21 protein-coding genes and 2 tRNA genes are annotated in these 22,222 nt (G+C 51.6%); 15 read left to right on the top strand and 8 right to left on the bottom strand.

Annotation, left to right across the window (positions count from 1 at the left end):
- Window positions 1-21: 21 nt before the first annotated feature.
- Window positions 22-2,958, top strand: a complete 2,937-nt coding sequence (locus D9K61_RS01985; RefSeq protein ID WP_120631590.1) for a VPA1269 family protein — start codon at window positions 22-24, stop codon at window positions 2,956-2,958.
- Between the two features lie 241 nt (window positions 2,959-3,199).
- On the top strand, window positions 3,200-3,982 hold the full coding sequence (locus tag D9K61_RS01980; RefSeq protein ID WP_120631589.1) for a hypothetical protein: 783 nt from the start codon (window positions 3,200-3,202) through the stop codon (window positions 3,980-3,982).
- A gap of 177 nt (window positions 3,983-4,159) precedes the next feature.
- Here D9K61_RS01980 and D9K61_RS01975 read toward each other — a convergent pair whose 3' ends face one another.
- Window positions 4,160-8,458, bottom strand: a complete 4,299-nt coding sequence (locus tag D9K61_RS01975) for a hypothetical protein (protein WP_120631588.1) — start codon at window positions 8,456-8,458, stop codon at window positions 4,160-4,162.
- 508 nt (window positions 8,459-8,966) lie between these two features.
- Here D9K61_RS01975 and D9K61_RS01970 point away from each other — a divergent pair.
- The 3 genes from D9K61_RS01970 to D9K61_RS01960 all read left to right on the top strand — a co-directional run bounded on the left by D9K61_RS01970 (window position 8,967) and on the right by D9K61_RS01960 (window position 11,282).
- Window positions 8,967-9,347, top strand: a complete 381-nt coding sequence (locus D9K61_RS01970; RefSeq protein WP_120631587.1) for a transposase — start codon at window positions 8,967-8,969, stop codon at window positions 9,345-9,347.
- Window positions 9,344-9,691, top strand: a complete 348-nt coding sequence (gene tnpB / locus D9K61_RS01965; protein WP_120631586.1) for an IS66 family insertion sequence element accessory protein TnpB — start codon at window positions 9,344-9,346, stop codon at window positions 9,689-9,691. Before D9K61_RS01970 ends, tnpB begins: the two co-directional genes overlap by 4 nt.
- 70 nt (window positions 9,692-9,761) lie before the next feature.
- Window positions 9,762-11,282: an IS66 family transposase gene (locus D9K61_RS01960; protein ID WP_120631585.1), complete on the top strand. Its 1,521-nt coding sequence runs from the start codon at window positions 9,762-9,764 to the stop codon at window positions 11,280-11,282.
- A 235-nt stretch (window positions 11,283-11,517) separates the two neighbouring features.
- On the opposite strand, the gene D9K61_RS01955 is transcribed toward D9K61_RS01960, so the two are convergent.
- A complete protein-coding gene (locus tag D9K61_RS01955; protein ID WP_120631584.1) occupies window positions 11,518-12,279 on the bottom strand; it encodes a P-loop ATPase, Sll1717 family in 762 nt (253 codons plus the stop codon).
- A gap of 62 nt (window positions 12,280-12,341) precedes the next feature.
- Window positions 12,342-13,274: an IS5 family transposase gene (locus D9K61_RS01950; RefSeq protein WP_120631583.1), complete on the bottom strand. Its 933-nt coding sequence runs from the start codon at window positions 13,272-13,274 to the stop codon at window positions 12,342-12,344.
- Window positions 13,275-13,359: 85 nt separating this feature from the next.
- Between D9K61_RS01950 and D9K61_RS01945 the strand changes: the two genes are divergently transcribed.
- Window positions 13,360-14,232 (top strand): class I SAM-dependent methyltransferase, encoded by an 873-nt coding sequence (locus tag D9K61_RS01945; RefSeq protein WP_216825737.1) that lies wholly within the window; start codon window positions 13,360-13,362, stop codon window positions 14,230-14,232.
- Window positions 14,233-14,343: 111 nt separating this feature from the next.
- Here the strand turns inward: D9K61_RS01945 and D9K61_RS27670 are convergent, their stop codons facing one another.
- Window positions 14,344-15,216 (bottom strand): LysR family transcriptional regulator, encoded by an 873-nt coding sequence (locus tag D9K61_RS27670; protein ID WP_120631581.1) that lies wholly within the window; start codon window positions 15,214-15,216, stop codon window positions 14,344-14,346.
- An 89-nt stretch (window positions 15,217-15,305) separates the two neighbouring features.
- Between D9K61_RS27670 and D9K61_RS01935 the strand changes: the two genes are divergently transcribed.
- The 8 genes from D9K61_RS01935 (at window position 15,306) to D9K61_RS01905 (ending at window position 20,212) form a co-directional block, all read left to right on the top strand.
- Entirely contained in the window at window positions 15,306-15,611 is a 306-nt protein-coding gene (locus tag D9K61_RS01935) for a YciI family protein (protein ID WP_120631580.1), read from the top strand.
- Window positions 15,612-16,228: 617 nt separating this feature from the next.
- Complete coding sequence (locus tag D9K61_RS01930; protein ID WP_120631579.1) at window positions 16,229-16,459, top strand: DUF1192 family protein; 231 nt, start codon at window positions 16,229-16,231, stop codon at window positions 16,457-16,459.
- A gap of 210 nt (window positions 16,460-16,669) precedes the next feature.
- A complete protein-coding gene (locus tag D9K61_RS26780; RefSeq protein ID WP_162946705.1) occupies window positions 16,670-17,185 on the top strand; it encodes a hypothetical protein in 516 nt (171 codons plus the stop codon).
- Window positions 17,186-17,574: 389 nt separating this feature from the next.
- Window positions 17,575-17,668: transfer RNA gene (locus D9K61_RS26775), tRNA-Ile, on the top strand.
- Window positions 17,669-17,685: 17 nt separating this feature from the next.
- Window positions 17,686-18,108, top strand: a complete 423-nt coding sequence (locus tag D9K61_RS01920) for a hypothetical protein (RefSeq protein WP_120631577.1) — start codon at window positions 17,686-17,688, stop codon at window positions 18,106-18,108.
- Window positions 18,101-18,598, top strand: a complete 498-nt coding sequence (locus D9K61_RS01915) for a hypothetical protein (RefSeq protein ID WP_120631576.1) — start codon at window positions 18,101-18,103, stop codon at window positions 18,596-18,598. The genes D9K61_RS01920 and D9K61_RS01915 overlap by 8 nt, the downstream gene beginning before the upstream one ends.
- A gap of 4 nt (window positions 18,599-18,602) precedes the next feature.
- Window positions 18,603-19,892 carry an AAA family ATPase gene (locus D9K61_RS01910; RefSeq protein WP_162946704.1) on the top strand — a complete coding sequence of 430 codons (1,290 nt, stop codon included), beginning with the start codon at window positions 18,603-18,605 and terminating at the stop codon, window positions 19,890-19,892.
- 53 nt (window positions 19,893-19,945) lie between these two features.
- Window positions 19,946-20,212, top strand: coding sequence for a hypothetical protein (locus D9K61_RS01905; protein ID WP_162946703.1), 267 nt, complete (start codon window positions 19,946-19,948; stop codon window positions 20,210-20,212).
- A gap of 160 nt (window positions 20,213-20,372) precedes the next feature.
- On the opposite strand, the gene D9K61_RS01900 is transcribed toward D9K61_RS01905, so the two are convergent.
- Complete coding sequence (locus tag D9K61_RS01900) at window positions 20,373-20,621, bottom strand: helix-turn-helix domain-containing protein (protein ID WP_120631573.1); 249 nt, start codon at window positions 20,619-20,621, stop codon at window positions 20,373-20,375.
- Window positions 20,622-20,740: 119 nt separating this feature from the next.
- On the opposite strand from D9K61_RS01900, the gene D9K61_RS26770 reads away from it, so the two are divergent.
- Window positions 20,741-21,040 carry a hypothetical protein gene (locus D9K61_RS26770; RefSeq protein WP_162946702.1) on the top strand — a complete coding sequence of 100 codons (300 nt, stop codon included), beginning with the start codon at window positions 20,741-20,743 and terminating at the stop codon, window positions 21,038-21,040.
- Window positions 21,041-21,169: 129 nt separating this feature from the next.
- Here the strand turns inward: D9K61_RS26770 and D9K61_RS01895 are convergent.
- The 3 genes from D9K61_RS01895 to D9K61_RS01885 form a co-directional block, all read right to left on the bottom strand.
- Window positions 21,170-21,246, bottom strand: a tRNA-Arg gene (locus tag D9K61_RS01895).
- Window positions 21,247-21,422: 176 nt separating this feature from the next.
- Window positions 21,423-21,899: a GNAT family N-acetyltransferase gene (locus D9K61_RS01890; protein WP_120631572.1), complete on the bottom strand. Its 477-nt coding sequence runs from the start codon at window positions 21,897-21,899 to the stop codon at window positions 21,423-21,425.
- Window positions 21,900-22,211: an ETC complex I subunit gene (locus D9K61_RS01885; RefSeq protein ID WP_120631571.1), complete on the bottom strand. Its 312-nt coding sequence runs from the start codon at window positions 22,209-22,211 to the stop codon at window positions 21,900-21,902. It abuts the gene before it with no gap.
- Between the last annotated feature and the right edge of the window lie 11 nt (window positions 22,212-22,222).

The raw sequence follows: 22,222 nt of genomic DNA, 5'->3' as shown, positions 1-22,222 counted from the left end.
AAATTGAAGGAGCATCGGTAGATGGCGGTAATCGAAGTCAATGGATGTCTTATCAACGATTCCATCAGCAATTTTCATTGCTTGCAACATGGGAAACTCGATGGCGCTACTGTTGGCAAGATTGTCGCACTGACAAAACAATTCGAAACTACCGCTGACCCATCCCTGGTTGTAGAAATACTAAGTATCGCCGGCAATGGTAGCATCTTATTTCCTCTCAGATTTGCCTTTGACGTTGCACGTAAAAACGCACGAGCATCTAAGATTTTCGCGGATACCGTCGATGTATTTCCGGCAGACTTTGATAGAGTTAAATCCTATTTACACCAAACTGACCTTCCGAGAACTACTCACCCGTACGTACGTCGTATTTTGCATTCTCTGTTTTTCTCCACCACGCTTTCTTCCATTTCTGGCATCTCAGAAGAGTTTTGGACAAATTTTGTTCTTCAATTCAAAAACCCCGACACCCAGTGGAAGTCTACTCTCAATTTCAATGAGCAGCACAAGCGAGGGTTCTCTAAGTTAGCCGAATACCTAAACGCCAACTTTCCGACGAGCTGCGGCTACGACAAGCCTGTAAAGGTGAAACGCCGCGCGGCGGTCGGGCGCAAAACTGGAAAATCAATTGAATCAATAACTAACCCTCCGCCGAACTTAGTAAAATGGGTGGAGATTCTGACTGAATATCGTTCGGGCCCAAGACTGGCCAAGACCACTAAGTACAGTAACAACGCGTTTTTGAACTTTGCTTCTTGGTTGGATTTCTACCCTGACGAAGCGCGAAGCGATCCAGAAGTATTTTTGTCTTCCCCTCGCACCTCGCCCAGTTGGGTCGATCATGTAGTCAAATGTGGCGGTGGAACCCTTATGGGCAAAATGGTTCCAATAGTTAACTACATGACAGACATGGTGGACTGGTTCATCGAAGAAAATATGGTCGTTGTCGAAGGAGAAGATCGGATAAGTTACGGCCATGCCTTGTTGACGAACTTAGAAAAAAAGCAATTTGAAAACAGGGCGAAGGCAGTTTCTGCTGGCAAACCCACACAGACTACATCTGCTTTCCTACCCAGGCGGCTCGTCAAAATAGTTCAACAGATACTTACTGAAGACAATTGGGCGTGGCCAAAATTACAGCAAGCAGACTACGTCACAATCAACGTGAACGGCAACGCTAAGCAGGTTTGGAATCCCGTCGTCGCATACCTAATCTATACTTTGACTGAACTGCCCTGGAGAAAGATACAAGTAAAGTGCCTGGATTCCGGCGAAGGTGATGCGCTTCGTTACAACGTCAAGTCCGATACTTGGGTGAAAAACCGCTCAGCCGGCGCAAGCTACTGGGAAAACGAAATTACGGCGAAGCGGAAAGCCCGCGGGATTCTCAATTCGGAGCACAATGATTTCTGCTTCTACGTTTCAACGAACAAAACTTCAGATAGGCAGCATGGCTTTGGCGAAATGTCGGGATACTACGTCCCATGGAAATACACGCCGATGATTAAAATATTCGATGAGCTTCGGCGTTGGCAGGAAAAACACAATCCACTGCCCGTCCCAACACCCTACTCCGATGTTATGTCTTCTATGGGGGCGGATGCTCCGCCGCAAAAGGTCGTCGAACAAATTCCGGATCGGTTTTACTTGTTTCGTGACATGAATGGGGCCGAAAATCGTGTTTCCCCGCCTACCGACAACCGTATTTATAGCTTCTGGCGCCTTCTAATGGACGAGTTAGAGAAGCGTCTAAGAGATCGGGGTGACGAAACGATTATTATTAAATCCCGAAATACTTCGGGAGGGCCGGCGACTACATTTTACCCTGTACACGGGTTGAGGGTTTCTGGGCTTACCGCTTTCGCAGAAGCTGGTGTGCCTATTGAAATTCTCTCGAAGCTGGTCGCAGGTCACGCCTCGATACTGATGACGATATACTACCTGAAGTACACGAGCTCTCACGTAACTGATTTGCTGGACGAAGCACGTTTAAGAATTGAAGCCAATGCTTCTAAGGAATTTGTTCGACACCTACGGGAGATGAACTTTCAGCAGGCCAGCAAATTGGCAGTAGCGAACGAAAGTTACACTTTAGAAAAGGTGGCAGAAGGAAAAATACAGACCGAATTGTTTCATGACACAGGTCTTGGCATCTGCCCGTTTGCCGGGTCAAGGTGTGGCGATGGGATTGATTTGGGAAACGGCAGAACTGAAGCCGTTCCAGGTGGTGCAAAAAACTGTCTAAGGTGCCGACACTTCATAACTGGAGAACCATGGCTTGTACCACTTGTCCTTCACCAGCAGAAGTTATCGGCCGATTCCCAATCTTTGAGCCAAAAACACAATGACGACTCTGAGCATCTAGATTCTTTGGAAACCGAGCGTGCCAGAATTTGTAAGTCAAAAGGAATAGCCGCTGTACCTTTGGAGCTGAACAGAGCCATTTCACAGCTTGAATCTACTGTGGAAAGGGATGCAGAAAACCTGGATTTCATGCTCAATACTATGCATGCGGCTGACAGGCTAATTGAAGGCATCAAGAAGCTTCAGTCTTCAACAGACGATCAAGACCTTCCAATACTCGTGTCAGAAACTCCATTCAGGTTTGGTGAATACAGGGAGGGGACCAGGTTCGAACTCATCGACTCTGTTCTGCAAGGTAGCAGAATTTACCCAATCCTTAGAGATGAAGGTTTCGAGCTTGAAAGGGAAAGGTACATAGACGCGATATTGTATCACAACTCCCTAACTCCTTTGTCGATGATGACATTGACGAAGGAACAAAAGAAGCGCGCGGCAGATGCCGCGAGCGAGTGGCTACTGCGCAAAGTAGGAGCCTGCGAAACAGAACTTCTGATCAGCGGGGCGCAAACTCTCCAAGAACTTGGATTTGAGCACCGAGATATTCAAGTCGAAATCAAGAAGGCCACCTTAAGCATCGAGGACCATTCAGACTGAATGAGGGACGGAAAACATCAAACATCACGTGTCCAGCTCAATACCCAAGTGCGAAATTGTAGTGCCCGTGTCCCTTGATGCCTGCCTATGGCATCCGCACTAGCAAGGTCAAAATCATGAACCTTGGAAGGTCGCTCTTTGTAACGCAGCAACCGCAAGAGAAAAATCAACCAGTAAAGCCAGGTTATTCTATGCGCATTTTTTTAACAGGCGCGTCGCCTGCCTCACTCCGGAGGAAAAAATGGGAAGGCAATTGAAAAATCAAATGCTAATGCAAGCTCAGAAATTCACTGAGGCGCTTGCTAAAGACGCCCGTGCAGACCTCGCTGACAGACTTTATCTAATAGACAAGGCGTGCAATTCTTTGTTGGAAGCTGGTGGTGTCGTCACTGTAAAAAGCGTCAGAAGTTGGCTTGCTACGAATTCGGGGCTAGCAATTTCAGCGGCTAGTTTCTCAAATTCTGAGATTGATGCAACGACTGGCAAAAGAACATATCGACCTCAGCGTCGAATTGTCGAGAAATACGCTGAGGTTCAAAGGATCATAGAAGATTCTTCAGGACGAAAATCAGTTCAACCTAATGTGAGGCATCCGCCCAGCACGAGTGTGGCATTTCTGAGCGATGATGAGCTCGGGGCAATCAACGACAATCAGGTTCGATATAAGGTTCAGTTGCTCCAGCGTCGAGTGAAAAACTTGCTGAACCAAAACAACAACTTCCGCAAGATATCCAATCTGCCGTTGCTATCTGCGTCCATGTTCGGCGAACAGTTTAAACCCGCAGAGAGCCATTGTACTACCAACCTGATTGGAAAACTTAGCGATGTTTTGGTGGAAAACGAATTGAATGTCCTCATAGACTTTTTGGAGAATGGGTCTTTAAAAAGTCGGCAACTACGCTTTGATGATGTAGGCACGTTAAGGGTTACACTTCCAGCCATTTCCAGAAGAAAAGAAGTGCGTATTTCCAAACCCGGGCTGGAAGAGGTACTTAGAAAGTTGATCCGCGCCCTTTCTGGGTAGGCTGCTGCATACCACGTAGGCTACAGATCGCAGCCCAAAGCGGACATAGATTTTGTGGGCGGTTATAGCGGCTTGTCCCGCAGAGCGGGTGGAAAGTGCCCATTGGCTGCGACGACGCACGGCCTGGAACCCAACATGTAAGACGGGTCTTCGAGCTTGTCAGCTTGTTAACAAGAACTAAGAGTAATCGATGCCTTTTATCGAAAGGTGTAATTCCGGGTGTTGCGACATCAATTCATTAGCCTGTGTTTGAAGATGAATGACAACTTCTTGTAGTCCCCACATCGGTCCACCTTCAGGGTTTCGCCACTGCTTTTGGACTCGCTGGCAAATAAGGAGGCATCCTACCTTACATCTTTCGTGTTGAAGATATTGACCGACAAGCTGATCGTGAAGGGCGGTTTCAAACTCAGAAATACTCCAAGTCTCGCGCTTTAGCTCCACCGTTGCATATTCTTGCAGGGATTTTGGATGGAGCCTTAAGTCCGTACGATTTTCATCCGCGACCACTGCCTCTTGCGTAAAGTCAAACACACCCCGGTCTCGCCCTCGAAGCCAATTTGAAATGAACGAGCGCAAATCTGTTTCTTGGTCCAACAAGCGTAGCGCTTCAATCGGACGATCCTCCGCATGCAGGATGTCGTGTTCAAATGCATCGAGCCGCCCCATCATTGCTGTAAACAATGATCTGTTGTCGTAGGGAATAAATGCGTTCTCACGGTCTAGTGCTTGAAACGCAGGCAGCGGATAAGGTGTGTCATCGCAGATTTGTGCAGCGATCTCATAGGACATTTGGCGAAGACGATCAGGCATATGGGAGAATTCTGGCCTGTCGGCGAGTTCATGAAGTACCGATAGGACAGCTGGGTTTCTTACTTCGAGCAAGGTATCAAACAAGAAGGATCGCGCATCTTGAGCGTTATCGCGTATCCCAGGCGAAAAGACACCATCGTGGCTTACGTCCTCGTCGCGGCGAACGGCTTGGTATGCGCGCAATATGAGGTCACGAAGCAACGGCACCCGGCGTTCGGCAGGAACAGAGTTCAGATTTGGTATTTTCCGATCATGCCTGTCACCAAACACGGATGCAAAAATTGCCACAGCTTCGGAACGCTGAGAGCTGTCGTCTAGATCGCATGTTTCATCCAAAATTGCCTGACACCCAATTTCAGGATTCAAGGTTGCAAGTAGGGAAATCTTGAAGCCACTTGGCCAGTCTTCGTCACCGGGCAATTCGGACTGCAACGCATTCGTTACGACCTGCTTTTCTTCGTCCGAGCCATGCGTAGAAACAATACGGACAGCGTAGTCTAAGGCGTCGCGTACGCCCGAAATGTCATCCAGCGGTGTAGTGTCCAGCTGTGGAGCAACATAAGCTGCAAAGGCAGATTTCATGTTGTCCGTTCCGTGATAGTAAATGTCATGAAACATGCTCGCGCGACCTGTTTCATTCAACTGACTCAGTTGCGCCAGACACTCTTCGACGATGACTTGTGCCATCGCATCTGGATGTGTTCTGTCGAGTTCAACATAATAGCTACCAAATCCGTTGAGTTCCAAGCAAGCAATGCGCGAAGCTTGGATAGCCTCCTCGTGTGTAAGCCGGGATTCCCAACCTGAAATTTCTGCCTCTGCCTTCACAGCTGCCAGAGCTAGGAGGTATTTGTTATAAATGGTATTGCGCTCGCTGGCATCGCGTTCACTCGGCAACAAGACTTCGGTTTCGCGCCAGAACTTGGACAACTCCGCACGGTAACGTTCAAGGAACTGTTCGCTAAAGGTGTTGGCAATGAATTGGTCATCCCACAGACCCCAGTGACTGTCACGCTCGACACCCTGACTGATCACTTTATGGGCATCATAAAGAATGCCAAGCCGCCGGTCTCCACCCATCAGGAAGTCAGGATCAGCAAGGACTTCGTTCCTCCAAGCTACCCAATCATCTATACGCTTTGCTTCATGCTTCTTGCGTTCGTCAGCTCGAGCTTGCCACTCAAGGTCGTATTCATCTGGCTCGCGTGGCGGTGGGTTCAAAATATGATGCAAGGTTTCAAGCCATGAGGGCTTATCTTGAATTCTCTGCGAAACTGATTGCGCTAAATCCGCATTTGTTCTCAGATCAAAAAAGTACTTAACTGCTTCAAATGCTACGCCTCGCTGGTTTTCGGGCGCATCGTTTTCGATAGCTGGAAGAAGCCATTCTGAGTCGCTGGCATCCAATCGAATTGATCTTCTGCTTTCCGAGACTGATCGAATGAATCTCGGCCAGTCATCCTCGTGCCCCTCAAGTTCGTCCGACATTTCGAGGCATGCCCAAAATAAGCTCTCGCGAAGTTCGGGTTTCTCACCCAGAGCACCCCAGACTGCCTTTGTCTCCTCTTTTGCGATGATGCTCTCCCGTCGTTCACCGAAGTGCATTGCTATTGCAACCGCACGCGCCCAGATTTGGGAATTCTCGCCTGTAGTAGGTATTGATGCAGCGCACGTAGCAATGAGACCATCGTGATAGTGATCTTTTTCCGAATGGGCCTGATACATTCTGCAATCGGCGCGGCGTGTTTGCCAAATGGCATCGGCTAAGTGGCTACGCAATGAAATCTGATCCGAACGTGAAACCTCTGCGTTCTTTGAAATTTGATAAATCGTATAATTCAATCCATGAACTGAATTTGGTATCTCCACCATGCCCTCAATATGAGCAAAGGCTTCATCTATGCTGATTTGCTGCGGGACCAATCGTGGTAGTATGTTCCTTGTAACCCGCTCTGACAAATGGCCTTGCAGCAAAGCATTAGCTAGCACCTGCTTTTGTTCGTCCGTACCGCCATCCAGAACGCCCCAAGCTCCGTAGGTTTGGTGAACGGGCCCGATTTCTGAATCCAAAGCGGCCTCAAGTGCGAGAGCGGCGCAACCCGAAATCGGAGCCGCATAAATTAAATCCAGCAAAATCTCTCGGCTGTCGTGCCCGGTGTAGCCCTCCACCCAAAGCTCCCGCACCACCGGAGCTAGATTGCTATCTGCAATTCGTCGCAGGTTTTCTGCATCAACACCTGTGCGGCACCAGTCCTTGTTCGAATACTGTTTGACGTATGCCCTTAGAATCTCAGCCTTCAAACCAAGTGGCAAAGCACTGGGTAACCCTTGTCGAAAAAGAAGGGTTGGCTCGAGGCCCAACACCTGTTGACGAACATCGGGAAGCCACAGTGATAGCCAAGCCGTTATCGGCGCTATACTAGGCTTAACAACCTGCTCCACGCCGATGTTGCTGAATAGTAGCTCAAAAAACTCTCGGATTGGCAGGCCTTGCTCACGTAGGTAGAGCAACCTTCTGGCGGCTAAGTACTCTTGGGATGACCTATGGTGAAAGCGAACTGCCCCTACGCCGCTTGGGTCAAACAATGCCTTCCCAATCAGTTCCTCCTGCTCGTGGGGTTGCCAATCAGTGAGAACGTCGTTTACGTCCAAGGTCTCAGGATCATTGTTTTTCTCAGTCTTAAGGCTGCGACGTTTGAGGAGGAACAATGCAAGTGCGATCCGCTCGGCTCCTGCTACGGCTTTGTCTAAACTTAAGGATCGACGCTTATTTTCTTCTATCTCCCCAAGCTTTTCTTGAATGCCGAACCGAACTTGTTCTTCTAGCTGTCCCAGCGGCTGGCCCGCCTGTAACTGATCAAGAGTGTCCATAATCTCTGCTGGCAGACGGTGAAGATGCCAAAGATCATTGGTTTCAAGGTGATTGCAAAATTCCTCCGCACATTTTGGAGAGTAGAGCTTTGCAAAATCACGTACTTCGTTCTTGCTCAGCGGTAAAATGGAAACGATTTTGACTTGACTTCGATCCACACCACCGAATTCCGGTTCCGCTGGGTCTTTCTCTTCAGCATCTGCTTCCTCTCTTGAAACAACGGCAAGAAAAGCTGCTTCTGGATCTGCAATGACTTCTGGGCGGCTTTCATTCCTTGAGACGCAGAAGGCTTTTAAGGAATGTTGATCTACTGTGGTTTTCCAATCAGCGGGGCGACAAGATAAGATAACATTGACACGCCCAAAATGAGGTTCAACAGCATCCTGTAGCTTCCTGAGGGCTTTGCGTAGAGTGCCTTCACGAAGTTTCAACTCGTCCAGAGCGTCCAGAAAAAAATACCCTATGGAACTTGCCGAGCTTTTCCATGCATTGAAAAGTTCGACATCCTTCGGCTCTAGTGCTTCATCCAAGTTCTCATCATGTAAGCGCTCTAACGGCACAAAAAACGCGAACTGATCCTGCGATTTCAGTTGCTCAACTTGCGACACGAACTCGAAGGTCTTCCCTATACGTCCTTCGCCCAGCACAACGACGGGGCTCGTCATTAACAAGTCTGACCATTTTTTGACGCCGTGAGGCAGATCGCCGAAATACGAAAGATAGTCTGGGTCACTGAGCTGCTTTTCTTCTGTCGGGGCAAATCGACGTTCAATATCAATTTTGTTGGTCATTGCGGCTGCTCATACTCGGAAGAATACCTTTCAAAAATCCGCAATTCTATATGCGGCAACTTTTTTCGCGACACTAAGAGAGGTCATTGCAAGAGTAAATCTTTGGTGCACAGCACAAAACAAATTTCTGCTCAACTGAAATTGCGCTTCATCTTCAAGCGCGATGATAAAGGCCGGGTCTGGGTCACGCTCGCTATGAACTACAGGTAGACCTTGCGGATTTGCAGCGTCTGCTTGCTGCGCTAACCCGACATACACAACTCGTCACTAAACTTCTGCTATGCGGGACACAAAGCTCCAATTCGCCACCAAGCAGTATGCCGGCACTAGAACGTCAGAGATGCTCAGTAAGAGGACTTTGCAAAGTTGGGCGGCCGACACAAAGTGGTCAATTCTTCATGAGTAATAATGCAGCTCTCATGGTGTCCGTCCGGTGAAGCCGACCTAACGGGTTCGGTATAGGGGGTCTAAGTGTCCACCATTGATAGTGGACACCATGAGGCACTCTATGAGCGGGCGAAAGAAGCGGTATTGGTCGGATGAGGAGAAGCGCGAGATTTGCGGGCAGGCGTCGATGCCGGGTGTTTCTGTAGCTCAGGTTGCCCGGCGCTACGCTGTGAATGCCAATCTGATTTTCAAATGGCTTAAGGATTCTCGGTTTGCGCCGGATGTGATCGACGTCGCGGCGGAGCCTGTATTCTTGCCGGTCGAGCTTGGTTCCGAGATGCCGGGGGAGTTTGACCTGACGCCTGCCACTATAGAGCCGACGCCTGCGGCAACTCCTTCCGGCCGGATCGAGATTGAACTGTCCGGGGGGCATAAGATCAGCGCCGAGGCCGGGTTTGATCCCGAGGTTCTGGCACGGCTTCTCAAAGGGATCATCTCTTGATCCCGGTGCCGAGCAACACACGTGTTTGGTTGTCAGCAGGTGTCACGGACATGCGGCGGGGGTTCAACACGCTGGCAGCACAGGCCGAGAAGGTTCTGATAGAAGACCCTTATTCCGGCCATCTGTTTGTCTTCCGCGGCCGTCGTGGCGATCTGCTGAAGATCATCTGGTGGGATCAGCAAGGAGCGTGTCTGTTCTCCAAGCGTTTGGAGAAAGGCCGGTTCGTGTGGCCCGCTGCAAAGGATGGCAAGATCAGCGTGACGCCTGCGCAGTTGTCGATGTTATTGGAAGGGATCGACTGGCGGATGCCGCAAAAGACTTGGCGTCCACTCAGCACCGGATAAGTCAATAAACACAGGACTTTGATCTCTTTCTGGATTCACCTGGTCCCGCTGATCCTGTATAGGATCGGCGATGCTGAATGACCTCGATATCGGGTCCGATGACCCTGACGAACTGCGCCGTGCGAATGCGCTGCTGGCAGCCGAGGTCAAGTCGCAGGCGTTGCTGATCGAGAAGCTCCAGCACCAACTGGCGGGTCATAACCGGCATCGGTTCGGCTCAACATCGGAGAGCCTCGATCAGCTGAATCTGACCTTCGAAGAAGACGAGCAGATTGGAGCGTCTGCCCAAGCGCAAGCCGGCCCAACGCCTGAACCCGAACAAGACAAACAACCCCGCCAGCACAGCCGCAAACCGTTGCCTGATCACCTGGATCGGCATGAAGAGGTTCTGTCGCCGGGAGAGGAATGCGGGCACTGTGGTGGCGCCCTCAAAACTCTGGGCGAAGATGTGACCGAGGAACTGGAATACGTCCCTGGCCGGTTTGTCGTGAACCGGATCGTCCGGCCCCGTAAAGCCTGTTCAGACTGCGAAGCCATCATCCAATCCCCGCTGCCCTCACGTCCTATCGAGCGCGGGCGGCCGGGACCGGGCCTGCTGGCGCATGTGCTGGTCTCGAAGTATGCGGACCACCTGCCACTCTATCGCCAGTCTCAGATCTACGCCCGTGATGGCGTTGAGCTGGAACGCTCAACCATGGCGGATTGGGTGGGCAGATCCACGGCCCTGCTGGAGCCACTGGCAGTCGCCATCGGACGCATGGTGCGTCAGGGCGAGGCCGTTTTTGCCGATGACACGCCCGTCAAGATGCAGGCACCCGGTCAGAAGAAGACCAAAACCGCAAGGGTCTGGACCTATGTTCGGGATGAACGACCGTGGTCTGGTCAATCTCCACCTTGTTCCTGGTATCAATTTACAATCGACCGGAAGGGTGAGCACCCCACCAACCATCTGTCAGGATACAAGGGCTGGATTCATGCCGATGGCTATTCCGGCTTCAACGGGTTGTTTGGAGAGAGCAAAGCCTGCGAGATGGCCTGCATGGCGCATGTCCGCCGCAAATTCGTTGATGTCTTTTCCGCACAGGGGTCTTCAGTCGCCGAAGAAGCCATCCGCAGGATCGCGAAGCTCTATGCCGTGGAAAAAGAGGCACGGGGTAAACTCCCGGAAGAGCGTGTCGCCTTGCGACAGCACAAAGCCAAGCCCGTCTTCGACGAACTGGAGCAATGGCTGCACGATCAATTGCCCAGGATCTCCGGCAAATCGCCACTGGCGAAAGCAATCCGCTATGCATTGGGTCGCCTGCCGAAAGCACGAGGTTTTCTGGATAGTGGCTGCCTGGAACTCGACAACAACTCAGCCGAGCGCGCCGTCAAACCCGTCGCCATCGGACGCAAGAACTGGATGTTTGCCGGATCAGAAGGCGGCGGCAAAGCCATGGCCATTGCATTCACCCTGATCGAAACCGCAAAACTTAATGGCGTCGATCCGCAAGCCTGGCTGACCTGGGTATTGGCACGCATCGCCGATCACAAGATCAATCGCATCGATGAACTTATGCCCTGGAATTATGCGGCAAGCGCCGCCCAATAGCAGCTGATCGGCTTCACCGGACGGACACCTCTCATGTCCCTCTGACTAGACCTTCGCGGTGTCGGCAAAATGAAAAGCTAGGACCCTGTTGCCAAGACCCAGATCCATCGAAGCTTTAGTTAACCCGATATCCATCTATGGGGAGCATTACTGCTTTGGGCTAAGCAAGTCACAAGTTTTGCAAAGCTAGTACCTAAAGACTTAAATTTTGGAGAGCGTCATGTAAACTCAATGCTCAAATTGGAAGAGCGGCTTGTTGGTCAAACATTTGATCCTTGATTTCGAGAGCCGGAGCGAAGGCCGGGTTTAACACGAAACGAGCATCATCACCCAGGCGTTTTAGGCGGATAAGAATCTGTTTTAGATCGTATCCCACATCAAAAATGTACTGGTCCTTCTCGTCCAGAGAGAGGCCCAGTACCCCGTGATATAGCAGGAAGTCACGAATGGCTTCAAACTTGTCTTGAGGGATACCAGCTTCGAGTACAATTGAAAGTAGTTGGTCTTTGTCTAGCTTGGAATTGCTGTCCAAGAAGTAGTAAAGCAACTCCTTGGCTTCAGGAAACACGTCGCTAAGTTCACGATCCAATTCAACGAGTAGGTCCTGTGAGTATGCCTTAAGGCCTTTGAAATAATCTTCTTGATCGATCTTGTCCTTGCGGAAGTTAACAGCAAACGCCCGCGCATGACTCAGCAACTTCAGTACATTGCGAGGCCGCATCAGCGACCGATCTATCAGGAAGCTGGACGACTCCTCTCCAAAGACATGAGAGATGGAAATCGCAGCCCAAATGTCAGCAAAACTCGCATCTTCAAAATCGTCATCCAGATTAGAAACAAGCCGAAGCCGTAGTAGCTCTCGAAGAAGATCGGGGTCATTCCAGTCCAATGTGGCGCGCATTTCTTTGCCGTAGTCGGGCGAATTGGCCATCAAGTGCTGATAAACGTCATTCCGAACGAAGACTATGCACCGGAATACATGTCCGCGCTTTTGCATGTCTCTTTGGCTTTGTTGCACAAATCGGTTGAAGGGTGGACTTCCCCTTTCCCCGGGCGGACTTATCCTACGGGCTCTGTGACGGGAATGCCAAGAGCGGTGTAGCGGTTGAGCACCGCGATCCGGATCTGAAGCTCAGCGACTTGCCGCTCGAAGTCTCTCGCCATGAGGCCTTGGCCAAGCAGTTTGACGCAGTGCATTTTTGTTTCTGCGCGGCTCCGGCGGTGATATCCGGTCAACTTTCGCCAGAGTGCCCGCCCGAGATATTTGCAAGCTCTCACAGCTTCGTTTCGTGCCACGGCCCCCGCCGTGGTTGGCTTCCAAAGTTGGGCATTTTTACGCGGCGGGATGACGGCTGCGGCACCCCGAGCGGCAATCACATTGTGACATCTTCGAGTATCGTAGGCGCCATCAGCTGTGACGGTGGCAATCTCCTGATCGGACGGGATCTGCTCCAACAGGTCAGGCAGCATTGGGGCATCGCCGACATTGCTTGTGGTGACACCGATCGCACGGATCTCCAGTGTTTCCTCGTCCATACCGAGGTGGAGCTTGCGCCAAAGGCGCTTCTTTGGCCCGCCATGTTTGCGAGCGTTCCACTCTCCTTCACCTTCCGCTTTGATCCCGGTCGCGTCGATCAGCAGATGGAGCGGGCCCGACCCGCCACGGTAAGGGATGGCGACGCTCAACGTCTTCTGACGGCGGCATAGGGTGCTGAAATCCGGAACTTGCCAGTCCAGCCCTGCGAGCCGCAATAGGCTTTCAACGAACCCTGCCGTCTGTCGAAGGGGCATGCCAAAAAGCACCTTCATCGTGAGACAAACCTGGATCGCCGCGTCGCTGAACTCAGGCTGACGCCCGCGCTTGCCCGTCGGAGCCGCATGCCAGGGCATCTCAGGATCAAACCAGATCGACAGGGAACCACGCTGCTTCAACGCCGTGTTGTACGAAGGCCAGTTCCTGGTCTTGTACGTCGTAGGGGACCAACTGCTCATGCACGCCAGCTACCACGCTGGATTCAAACAGTGAATCCCTCAAACCATTTGTGCAACAAAGTCACTTGCAGGTGATTTAGCGTTTTTGAAACAATCAACTCGACGGATAGGTCAACATACAATTTCAAGAATCCAGAACCCGACATTGAAGAAAGGAGTTTTTATGCTGTCCTCAGAAGTAGGAGCCTACTGGGAGAAGAATGCGCCTGCGTGGATTGCGCTCAGTCGAGCCGGATACGATGTCTATCGAGATGCTTTAAACACGCCCGCCTTTCTTCAAATGCTTCCAGATGTGGGAGGCTTGAAGGGTATCGATTTGGGCTGTGGCGAAGGTACGAACACTCGTCAGATTGCAATACGTGGTGCGCGGATGTCGGCTATCGACATCGCACCTTCGTTCATTGAGGCCGCACGTGCCGCTGAAAGGCAAGATCCGCAGGGCGTCGAGTATTTGATCGGTAACGCGGCACATCTAGAATTCCCCGACGAGTGTTTCGATTTTGCCGTCGCGTTCATGTCCTTCATGGACATGCCGGATCAGACTAAGGCCCTGAAAGAAGCGCACCGGGTCCTGGTCAGGGGAGGATTTTTGCAATTTTCTATACTGCATCCTTGTTTTGTACCACCAAAGCGCAGGACCTTGCGCAACTCCGAGGGTGAGGTTTACGCCATCGAAGTTGCCGACTATTTCCATCGAACAAACGGGGACGTTGAAACCTGGAGTTTTGGAGCGGCACCTGAGGAAGAACGGGGCCGCTATGCGCCGTTCGAAGTTCCAAGATTTCACCGTACACTCAGCGATTGGGTGGGCATGATACACGAAGCCGGGTTTCAAATTGAGAGCCTTCATGAACCAGTCGCCGACGAGGAAACAGCAAAGAAGTATCCAGAGGTCGCAGACACACGCGTGACGCCTCTTTTTCTACTGCTCCGCGTCCGAAAGGTAAGCATCACCTAATCGAGTACCATTCGATGAACGGCTGATTGAGCCAAGTGCGAAGATTGGTTTGGAGCAGCCTCAAAAGACCCAATCTGTGCCGCAATTAGATGGCCACCTTCATATCGCATTTTAAACCCAATCCAGACTGGACAACCAAGCTTTGACTGCCTTGATTGATAGTCTTGAGGTCTGGTCAACATGCGACAACAACCAGACTTCCCTGGTTGGGTACTTTGCGTCACCTTCTTGTTCGACTTCTCGAAGTCGCGCGTCGCCAGCTGCAATTGCACGTGGCAAAAGCGCCTTCCCAATCCCTTCTGCCACGGCCTGCATCCCTGTCTCGGCATCCACGACCTTCAGATTGGCGCGCAGTCCGGAAGACTTTGCTGCGCTTTCAAGCCAACGCGCTTGCGGCAGATCCAAATGTGCTTCGTCATAGGTGATCCACCTCAACTCTGCATGTTGATCCGGTGAGATGAAGCTTGCCGCGTAGGCCGCGAATGATAGCTCCCCCAGTTTTTGCGCTTTGGTTCGCAAACCTCCCTCCGACGGACGGGCAAAGCGCACTGCAAGATCCGCCTCCCGTTTGGACAGATCCAAGTTGAATGAAGTCGGAACCAACTCAACAGTGAGGCTTGGATGCAAACGCTCCAAAGCAGCAAGGCCAGGGACAAGAAGACGATTCACAATGATTGGCACTGAGCTTATGCGAACGCTCCCCGAGGCACCATTTGCGCTCTCGCCTGACACTTCTCTAAGTGCCGCGTTACTTGCCTCGATAGTTTCCGCATGAGTTAGGATGTGCAGCGCGGCGTCAGTTGGCTCGTACCGTCCACTGGCACTACGCAAGAACAAAGTGGTTCCTAGCGATTGTTCAAGCGTCTTAATCCTACGGGCGACTGTAGTTTCGCTGACACCGAGAGTCCGGCCTGCTTGTGTGAGCTTTCCCTCGCGGTGAAGCGCCAATAGATATTTGAGATCGTTCCAATCATGGCCCTGCATTTTTGCAGAGTAGATCGCCCAAACTACTAACTCAACCTTCGTATTTGATGTGGCAGTCTTGTTTGCAGGTGACTTTAAGGAGGCGAGACATGAAATTCATTATACTGTTCGAAGACGCGCCAGACGCGGACCCTGACATCCGCAAAACGCATATGGCGAAGCACCTCGATTTCCTCGAGCGAAACGCGGATAAAATTGAGGCTGCTGGCCCACTGTCCGATACAGACCGACAAGGACGCGATGGGTTATGGATCGTTGAAGCAGGTTCCGACGTCGAAGTGGATAAACTGGTGCATGAAGATCCATTTTGGTCGACTGGCCTAAGAAAGTCGTATTCGACCATCAAATGGAAACAGGTCTTTTCGGACGGGGCGAGGCTAATCCACCCTGATTGAGACACCGGATTCTAGGTAGGGCAGAGGGGATTTTGGGGGGCGGATTTGGGAATGCCATTGGCCCTTCGTGCACATCTCAAATAGCAGCATCACCGATGCCGTGGCTCGCAATACGACTGAGCAATAGGATCAAAATTCGCTAGGCCTCTGCAAAACGAACAATAAGAGCATTCCTTGGATGAGGCGGCGATTTAGACTTTCCTTGGAGCGAGTTCTCCCCACTCTTCGGCACTCATGCTTTTGAGTGCCACCTCACGCCCTGAGATGAATCGATCCCGTTTGATACGGAGAAAGGCCGCTGTGATGTCGTCTATCTCGCGGCCAGACTTAGGTTCTTCTGTAGTCTCAATGCGTCCTTTTTCCGACACGTCTGATCCCCACTATCTCTGGAGCTTTCTGGGCTAAAGTTGCTACTAGATACTAGTTCATTGCTGGGAAAAAAGCCAGTTGATGGGCATGCGACTGCGTCTTCGGGAAAAGGTGAAATGGCGATAGCGAAAGGCAACGAAGTCGCGTTCTTTGTTGCTGACCGAACATCGTGCAGGAGTTTCTTCCCGAAGCCATAGCGACGCCAGAAGCTTCAATCTGCTAACCTTTAGCGGCAAGGGGAGATTTCGATGACAAAAACAGAGATTGAACAGTACGAGCATGTCCAGTTCCGTATTCCGAAGGCGAAACTGGATGAGTTCAATGCGTTGGTCTACGAGCGCTATGGCATGAAGCACGGCGGCAAGACCAAAATGTTTCTCGATCTGATTGCGGAACATCAGACAACGCAGAGGATCGCGCTGTTGAAAGCCGAAATAGAACGGTTGGAGCAGCAAAAGCAGGAGAAGCACGCGCTTTAGAAAAAACCTCACCGCCCGGCCGATAGTTCCTGTGGTCATGGGTGACGAGAAGCAGTTGCAATTCCAGCACAAAGAAACGCGACTTTCCTGTAGTAATAGATACTACAACTTGCAGTTGACGCCCAGAATAAGGACCCTTGTCCCGGCAAAGTGCTGTCGGGAGCCTCTCTTGGTTAAGTTACTTCCGGTGCAACTCCAGGAGGGCACGGTATGTCCGAAACCGAAGCGACCATCAATGTGGTCGACTACGACAACATTCAGAAAAGCGTTGAGCTCGAACTGGGTGAGACCCCACTGGGCTGGTTGGGGATCGTGACCGAGCTCTTTGAGCACATCAAAGTACGCAGTGACGAGCTTGGGATCGAATATCCAAAGGTACTCCAAATCAAGGAGAAATTTGGCGAACTCCGGATCTACTTCAGCAAGGTATCTGAGGATGAACGCATCCGCGGCTGGGTCGCAGCTACTATCAATCGAGCAAACCAAAGTTGCGAGCAATGCGGGAACGCAGCACGCCCTCAGAATTTAGGAAGCTGGATCATAACGTTATGCTGTTGGTGCGCGCATGAGGAAGCGGCCAGGCGGTTCAATGAGCACAAACGCCGCTGTTTCCGCCGAACGGACGCACCCGGGCACCTTACCTGTTCGGTTTGCGGTTACGTTGGACAGATTGATCGTTCCGACGACAGGCGGAGATGCCCCTGCTGCGTAAAAAAAGGCTGGTGAGACCCAGGCAGGTTCCACTTAGACCGCGATACTGATAGCCTTGTGTGGAGTGACGTACGAGCTGATAATCTGCGGCTTCGGAAAAGACACGGAAGCTTCAAGCCAGTTCGCGCCGACTAAGAAACCGGACGTTCTAGCGCTCTTTGAGAAACCAGAATCACCCCCCGATTCTCACTTTGAGCAGGAAATCTGTATTCCTGAGACGGTCGGAAGGCAGCTCTACGCACAACCCAGGATAGAAAGTTCCCGGAACTACGCGGTAAATCACGACGTTTTGCACGCTTCATGTTGACACGATGCCCCACGCTGGTTCAGCTTCGCCCCATGTCCAACACACGCATCCACTGCCAGCGAATATCGACCTGATCGATACCCCACGCGAAACACGCGGGAGGCAGCATTGGTATGCGGGCGGGGCTTATACCCCTGTGATAGCTCCAGATTAGAGTGCACGAGTCGGTTCGATTCCGACGCCTCCTACCATCCTTTGGAGGCATTCCATGTCAAAAGACCACAAAACAAATGAATATCTAAAAAGACGCCTGAAGCTCTACGCCAACGACGAGCTTCTATCGGAAGTTAAAACACGCATCGAGACTGGCGAGCTGAAAGAAACGCTTCTGTTCCATGGCGCTACAGGTCGCATGTACTCAGACGATGGGAAAGAAGACCGGCGCCGTCTTCCTCCAGACGCCATTCTGCGGTTGGTATTCCCTTTCCACGAATTCGATCCTGACAGTATCAGTCATCAAAACGTCGCTGAATGCCTGTTCGATTTACCGGACGAACACTTCTCTGCTCTCAAATCGACGGTGGCGGCAGAGACAGAAAAAGGCCTGCATCGTCTTGTTGCTTTGCTGGAGGAAATCGCTTCAGTGCAAGAATCCGAGGCCCCTAGAACCGGGGATCCGACGGATGACTGACACCTTCGACTACGAAGACATCCACGGCTCCGTTGAACGACATCTGGGGAAAGACAATCTGGGCTGGGTTCGGATTGTCACTGAGTGCTTTGAAGCGATCAAGAAGCACTGCGACCGGCGTGAGGAAAGCTATCCCTCGGTCGGCCAGATCAAGCAAAAATTCGGCTCGCTTCGGATCTACCTAGATCGCGCTCAGGAAGACACGTTCATTCAACTGCGGTTGCGGCAAGCTATGCAGGAAGCAGAGATGTCCTGTGAGCGGTGCGGTAACGCCTCCACAGTTCAGGTCATCGCTGCCTGGCATGTCAATTTATGCTGTTGGCACGCGCACGAGGCGGCCATTGAGCGGATGAAGACCTTTCCCACGGTACGTTTGAACACTCGTGCCAAGCGAGATGCGCTTCAATGCCGGAGCTGCGGCTACATCGGCCAAATTGCCTGGGGCGCATCGGGTCATCGCTGTCCTTCCTGTGTCGCGAAAGGTTGGTAGCTCGATGAGTGGAACAACCTGGGAAGAAGATGAGATTTTTGCGCTGGCTGGCTTCTGCCATGACGAGGCAGACATCCTCCGCCCTGTTTTGAGCGCAGCCAACTCCAGTGCGTCTTGGGAAATCGTGAAGCAAATGATTTTGGAAAGAGCCAGTTCTGAAGATCTTATCAAGGTGATCAATCAACGATCTGAAGAAACCGCAAGGTTTAGCGATGAGCCTGACAACTGGCGGCAGACGGAAATCAACCGTTTGAGGGAAATCGATCCGGCTCTGGCGGTCTTTGCCCAGGACACGGTGGAACAGATGACGAGTCTGAAGCGCTGGAAAGAGGTCATGGGCCTCATCTCCGAACGTCATGCTGCCGACATGAACATGGAAGCCTCTCGCGCAAAGAGTGAGAATGCCACTGCCGCACGGTATCTTCTGGACAAGGTGGACTTTGAGTACCTGCCGCGCACCCTCCGAAACGAGATGCCGGAACATATCAAGCAGCTCACAACCTGGAGCAATCAGTTCGCCCGACTGGCCTCACTTGATGCGTTGAACGAGCTTCGTACAGTTTCCCAAAGGTTCCCTCATTGCAACTTCGTCATCGAAGGGATGGTCCACGATATCGAGTGCCGATGGAGCATCGGATCTGACATCCTTCATATCCAACCCACCCTATTGGTTGGTGAGCCTGGCGTCGGCAAAACAGCTTTTGCAAAGGCGGCATGTAAAGCTCTCGGTCTTTATGTGCAGAGCGCGAACGTCGGCGGCAAATCGGAGAACCATTTGTTTGGCCTCTCTGTTGGATGGAGTTCTGCGCATGCAGGGATTGTGACGGAGGCCGTGGCAACGGCACGGGTCCTTAACCCAGTGGTCATCCTAGACGAAATCGACAAGACGCACGCGAGCCGAAACGGGGATATCACTGGCGAACTTTTGGCAATGCTCGAGCCCTCTGAGGCCAAGCGATATCGAGAGAAGTACCTGGCTGCCGACGTGGATGCCTCATATGTGAGTTGGATTCTGTCAGCAAATGATCTGACTGGCGTACCCGCCCCTCTTCTCAGCCGTTGCACAATCTATGAAATCTCGCCTCCGACACCGGAGCAACTGCCTGCAATCATTCAAAGCCTGGTGAGCGAATTTGCTGCTGAGTTTGGGTTGAGGCCCGAGTTCTTTCGGCTGGATCTGGGCGATGTTGAAGCATTGGTGGGCACCTATAGGCGGCACAGATCAGTACGAGTTTTGAGACGGCTGGTGCGGGGCCTCCTGCATCAAAAGACCAAAAACCACTCGTGGAACTAAGGCGGGCCCACGTGGGTCAAGCGTGCAGACACACCAAAATAGGAAAAACGAAAATGCTAAGAGTTGTTGTTTATGTAAACCGTACTCCAATCGCGGAAGCCCGTGCAGGGAACATGTCCGGGCTTGCGGATATCTCTGACTACAAGGTCAGAGTATTCGAAGATGAAGCCCTACATCTCGACATCCCGACCAAGGATGTCACCGGCTGGATCAAGGGTCACACGCGCCGAAGCAGCGTTTGGTTTCTGGTTCGAAAAATCGCAGAGTTGGCTGTTCGGGAAATCGGCAACGCTGGAAACGAGCTGCGGGACGGGAACTAGGTCATATCCAATGACAAGACGGTGTCTGAGTGGGCCCATTTAAATTTGATGCGCTGGTTCAAAGCATCTAGAAATTCATGATGACTCTGATCGTTGACCGCCCAGAAAGACATCAAAACCACTTTGAGTTTGGACTCGCAATGCCCATTCCGAACATCGCTCATTTGTTTGCCGCTTCATCTTCCACCTTCTTAAGAAGGCAGCTGACGCTTAGGTCGAGTGCGTCACTAAGGAGCTTCAGCGATTCTAGAGTTGGCTGATGTCGACTTGTTTCCAGCAATGATATGTACCGCACACTTTTACTGGCCTTTCTGGCGAGCTCTTGTTGGGTCAACTGCCTTGATCGCCTCTCGCGTCGCAATACTTCAGCAAACGCTATCAAGAAGGTGTTTATGCGCGATTGCTCCATAGTAGCGAGAAATCGCGCAAGATGTGCGTTTCGTCCACGAAGTATACTATGAATTTTCTACTTTTTACCATACAAGACCCAATGTTGGCGAAACGGTAGAGGAAAGGTGAGGTCAAACAATGGCGGGTGGCGAGCAATTTTCAAAAGAACAGCTAGATCAAATACTTGACGCTCTAGAAGCCCGATTTAAAGACCGACAGGATAAACGGGACCAGTCAGCACCATCGCCGCAAGTGTTTTTTGATCCGCTAAGACCTAAGGCTAACAATGGGCGGCAACGGTCACCATATACCGGTCAATTGCACTTTAAGGTGTTAGAAGAAGACCAAATTTGGTTTCAACAAACTGCGCGTTCTTGCCGAGTTCAGCAAGGTCAGTTCTTTAGTCATTTGCGCAAGCTGTTTGAAACATACCGTTGAAAAATCGGCTCAGTGTTCAAAATGCAGTCCGGAACACGACAGCAAGTAGATTGGCGTGCGCCCTCCAGTTTTTTACCCACTAACGAAACTGCGTCCACACACAACCGTTAAAACGGAGAATCAGTTAAGTGGCGCCCACGGGAGGACTCGAACCCCCAACAGCCCGATTAGAAGTCGGATATTCTATCCAGTTGAATTACGTGGGCGCAGTTTAACTGTTATTGGACAATGCCATCAGATAAGTCAACTTGGTATTCTCTTGGTGAGCACACCAAAAACTTATCTTTTTTAATCAACGGATTGCACGAATTGGTGAAATTTAGGTGGTTATTGCTGCTCTATCCAGTTGAGCTAAGGGACCGCTGGGCCCTTCTTGCTGCTTTTACGACCGGGGTTCAAGAGCCAAGCGCATGAAGGCGCTGTTCGGATCATGGTCGTATCCATAGATCGGCCCGCAATAGGAATAGCCCAGAGTCTCGTAGAGTTTGCGCGCTGCGTCATATTCCGTCAGATGCGCGGCGCCAGTTTCGAGAACTAGGGCTGAAACGCCCTCGGCCCGGGCCGTGTCGGTCAAGTGGGTCATCATCACGCGCGCCAAACCACGACCGCGCGCGGCTGCAAGAACATGAACCGATTTCACTTCGGCAGTGCCATCCGGCAATGCCTTGAGCGCACCACACCCCAAGGGCTGTCCCGCGTCGTAAAGTGCCCAAAATCGAATACCCGGCTCTCGCAGAGCATCGACGTCCATAGTGTGATTCGATGTTTGTGGTGTCGCGTCCCAGCTATGGGCAAGATGCGCCTGAATGATAGGTCGCAAATCGTTTGCGCCCGGATCAGCCTCGCGGATGTCGATCATTCAGTGTGTCCAGGGACCACGTCGGTCGGTCGCGAAATTTTCACCATAGCCGCGTGTCCGCAAGTTCGGCTTGCGCTTATGGGGTTCGCTGACCTGAACGTCGATCCCGTTGTCTTTGGCGTAATCCAACGCCTCTTCCTTGGTGTCGAACTTCAAACGCACCTGGGTTTGGGTATCGTTGGACGAAGTCCACCCCATCAGCGGATCAACCTCGCGCGAAGAAGACGGGGCATATTCCAGGACCCACTTTCGGGTCTTGGCCATACCCGAGGTCATCGCATTCCTGGCAGGCTGGTAGATCCGTGCGCGCATGTCGCCTCTCC

The organism is Ruegeria sp. EL01 (assembly GCF_900313035.1).
Classification (GTDB): Bacteria; Pseudomonadota; Alphaproteobacteria; order Rhodobacterales; family Rhodobacteraceae; genus Ruegeria.
Note: the sequence above shows the minus strand (reverse complement) of the source record. Positions and strands in the feature narration are given on the sequence as shown.

What these genes read in the sequence shown, in the direction of transcription:
- D9K61_RS01885 (WP_120631571.1), bottom strand. Translation starts at nt 22,211, where the DNA reads ATGCGCGCACGGATCTACCAGCCTGCCAGGAATGCGATGACCTCGGGT.
- D9K61_RS01890 (WP_120631572.1), bottom strand. Translation starts at nt 21,899, where the DNA reads ATGATCGACATCCGCGAGGCTGATCCGGGCGCAAACGATTTGCGACCT.
- D9K61_RS01970 (WP_120631587.1), top strand. Translation starts at nt 8,967, where the DNA reads ATGAGCGGGCGAAAGAAGCGGTATTGGTCGGATGAGGAGAAGCGCGAG.
- D9K61_RS01980 (WP_120631589.1), top strand. Translation starts at nt 3,200, where the DNA reads ATGGGAAGGCAATTGAAAAATCAAATGCTAATGCAAGCTCAGAAATTC.
- D9K61_RS27670 (WP_120631581.1), bottom strand. Translation starts at nt 15,216, where the DNA reads ATGCAGGGCCATGATTGGAACGATCTCAAATATCTATTGGCGCTTCAC.
- D9K61_RS01905 (WP_162946703.1), top strand. Translation starts at nt 19,946, where the DNA reads ATGCTAAGAGTTGTTGTTTATGTAAACCGTACTCCAATCGCGGAAGCC.
- D9K61_RS01935 (WP_120631580.1), top strand. Translation starts at nt 15,306, where the DNA reads ATGAAATTCATTATACTGTTCGAAGACGCGCCAGACGCGGACCCTGAC.
- D9K61_RS01915 (WP_120631576.1), top strand. Translation starts at nt 18,101, where the DNA reads ATGACTGACACCTTCGACTACGAAGACATCCACGGCTCCGTTGAACGA.
- D9K61_RS01920 (WP_120631577.1), top strand. Translation starts at nt 17,686, where the DNA reads ATGTCAAAAGACCACAAAACAAATGAATATCTAAAAAGACGCCTGAAG.
- D9K61_RS01975 (WP_120631588.1), bottom strand. Translation starts at nt 8,458, where the DNA reads ATGACCAACAAAATTGATATTGAACGTCGATTTGCCCCGACAGAAGAA.
- D9K61_RS26780 (WP_162946705.1), top strand. Translation starts at nt 16,670, where the DNA reads ATGTCCGAAACCGAAGCGACCATCAATGTGGTCGACTACGACAACATT.
- D9K61_RS01950 (WP_120631583.1), bottom strand. Translation starts at nt 13,274, where the DNA reads ATGAGCAGTTGGTCCCCTACGACGTACAAGACCAGGAACTGGCCTTCG.
- D9K61_RS26770 (WP_162946702.1), top strand. Translation starts at nt 20,741, where the DNA reads ATGGCGGGTGGCGAGCAATTTTCAAAAGAACAGCTAGATCAAATACTT.
- D9K61_RS01955 (WP_120631584.1), bottom strand. Translation starts at nt 12,279, where the DNA reads ATGCAAAAGCGCGGACATGTATTCCGGTGCATAGTCTTCGTTCGGAAT.
- D9K61_RS01900 (WP_120631573.1), bottom strand. Translation starts at nt 20,621, where the DNA reads ATGGAGCAATCGCGCATAAACACCTTCTTGATAGCGTTTGCTGAAGTA.
- D9K61_RS01985 (WP_120631590.1), top strand. Translation starts at nt 22, where the DNA reads ATGGCGGTAATCGAAGTCAATGGATGTCTTATCAACGATTCCATCAGC.
- D9K61_RS01960 (WP_120631585.1), top strand. Translation starts at nt 9,762, where the DNA reads ATGCTGAATGACCTCGATATCGGGTCCGATGACCCTGACGAACTGCGC.
- D9K61_RS01910 (WP_162946704.1), top strand. Translation starts at nt 18,603, where the DNA reads ATGAGTGGAACAACCTGGGAAGAAGATGAGATTTTTGCGCTGGCTGGC.
- D9K61_RS01930 (WP_120631579.1), top strand. Translation starts at nt 16,229, where the DNA reads ATGACAAAAACAGAGATTGAACAGTACGAGCATGTCCAGTTCCGTATT.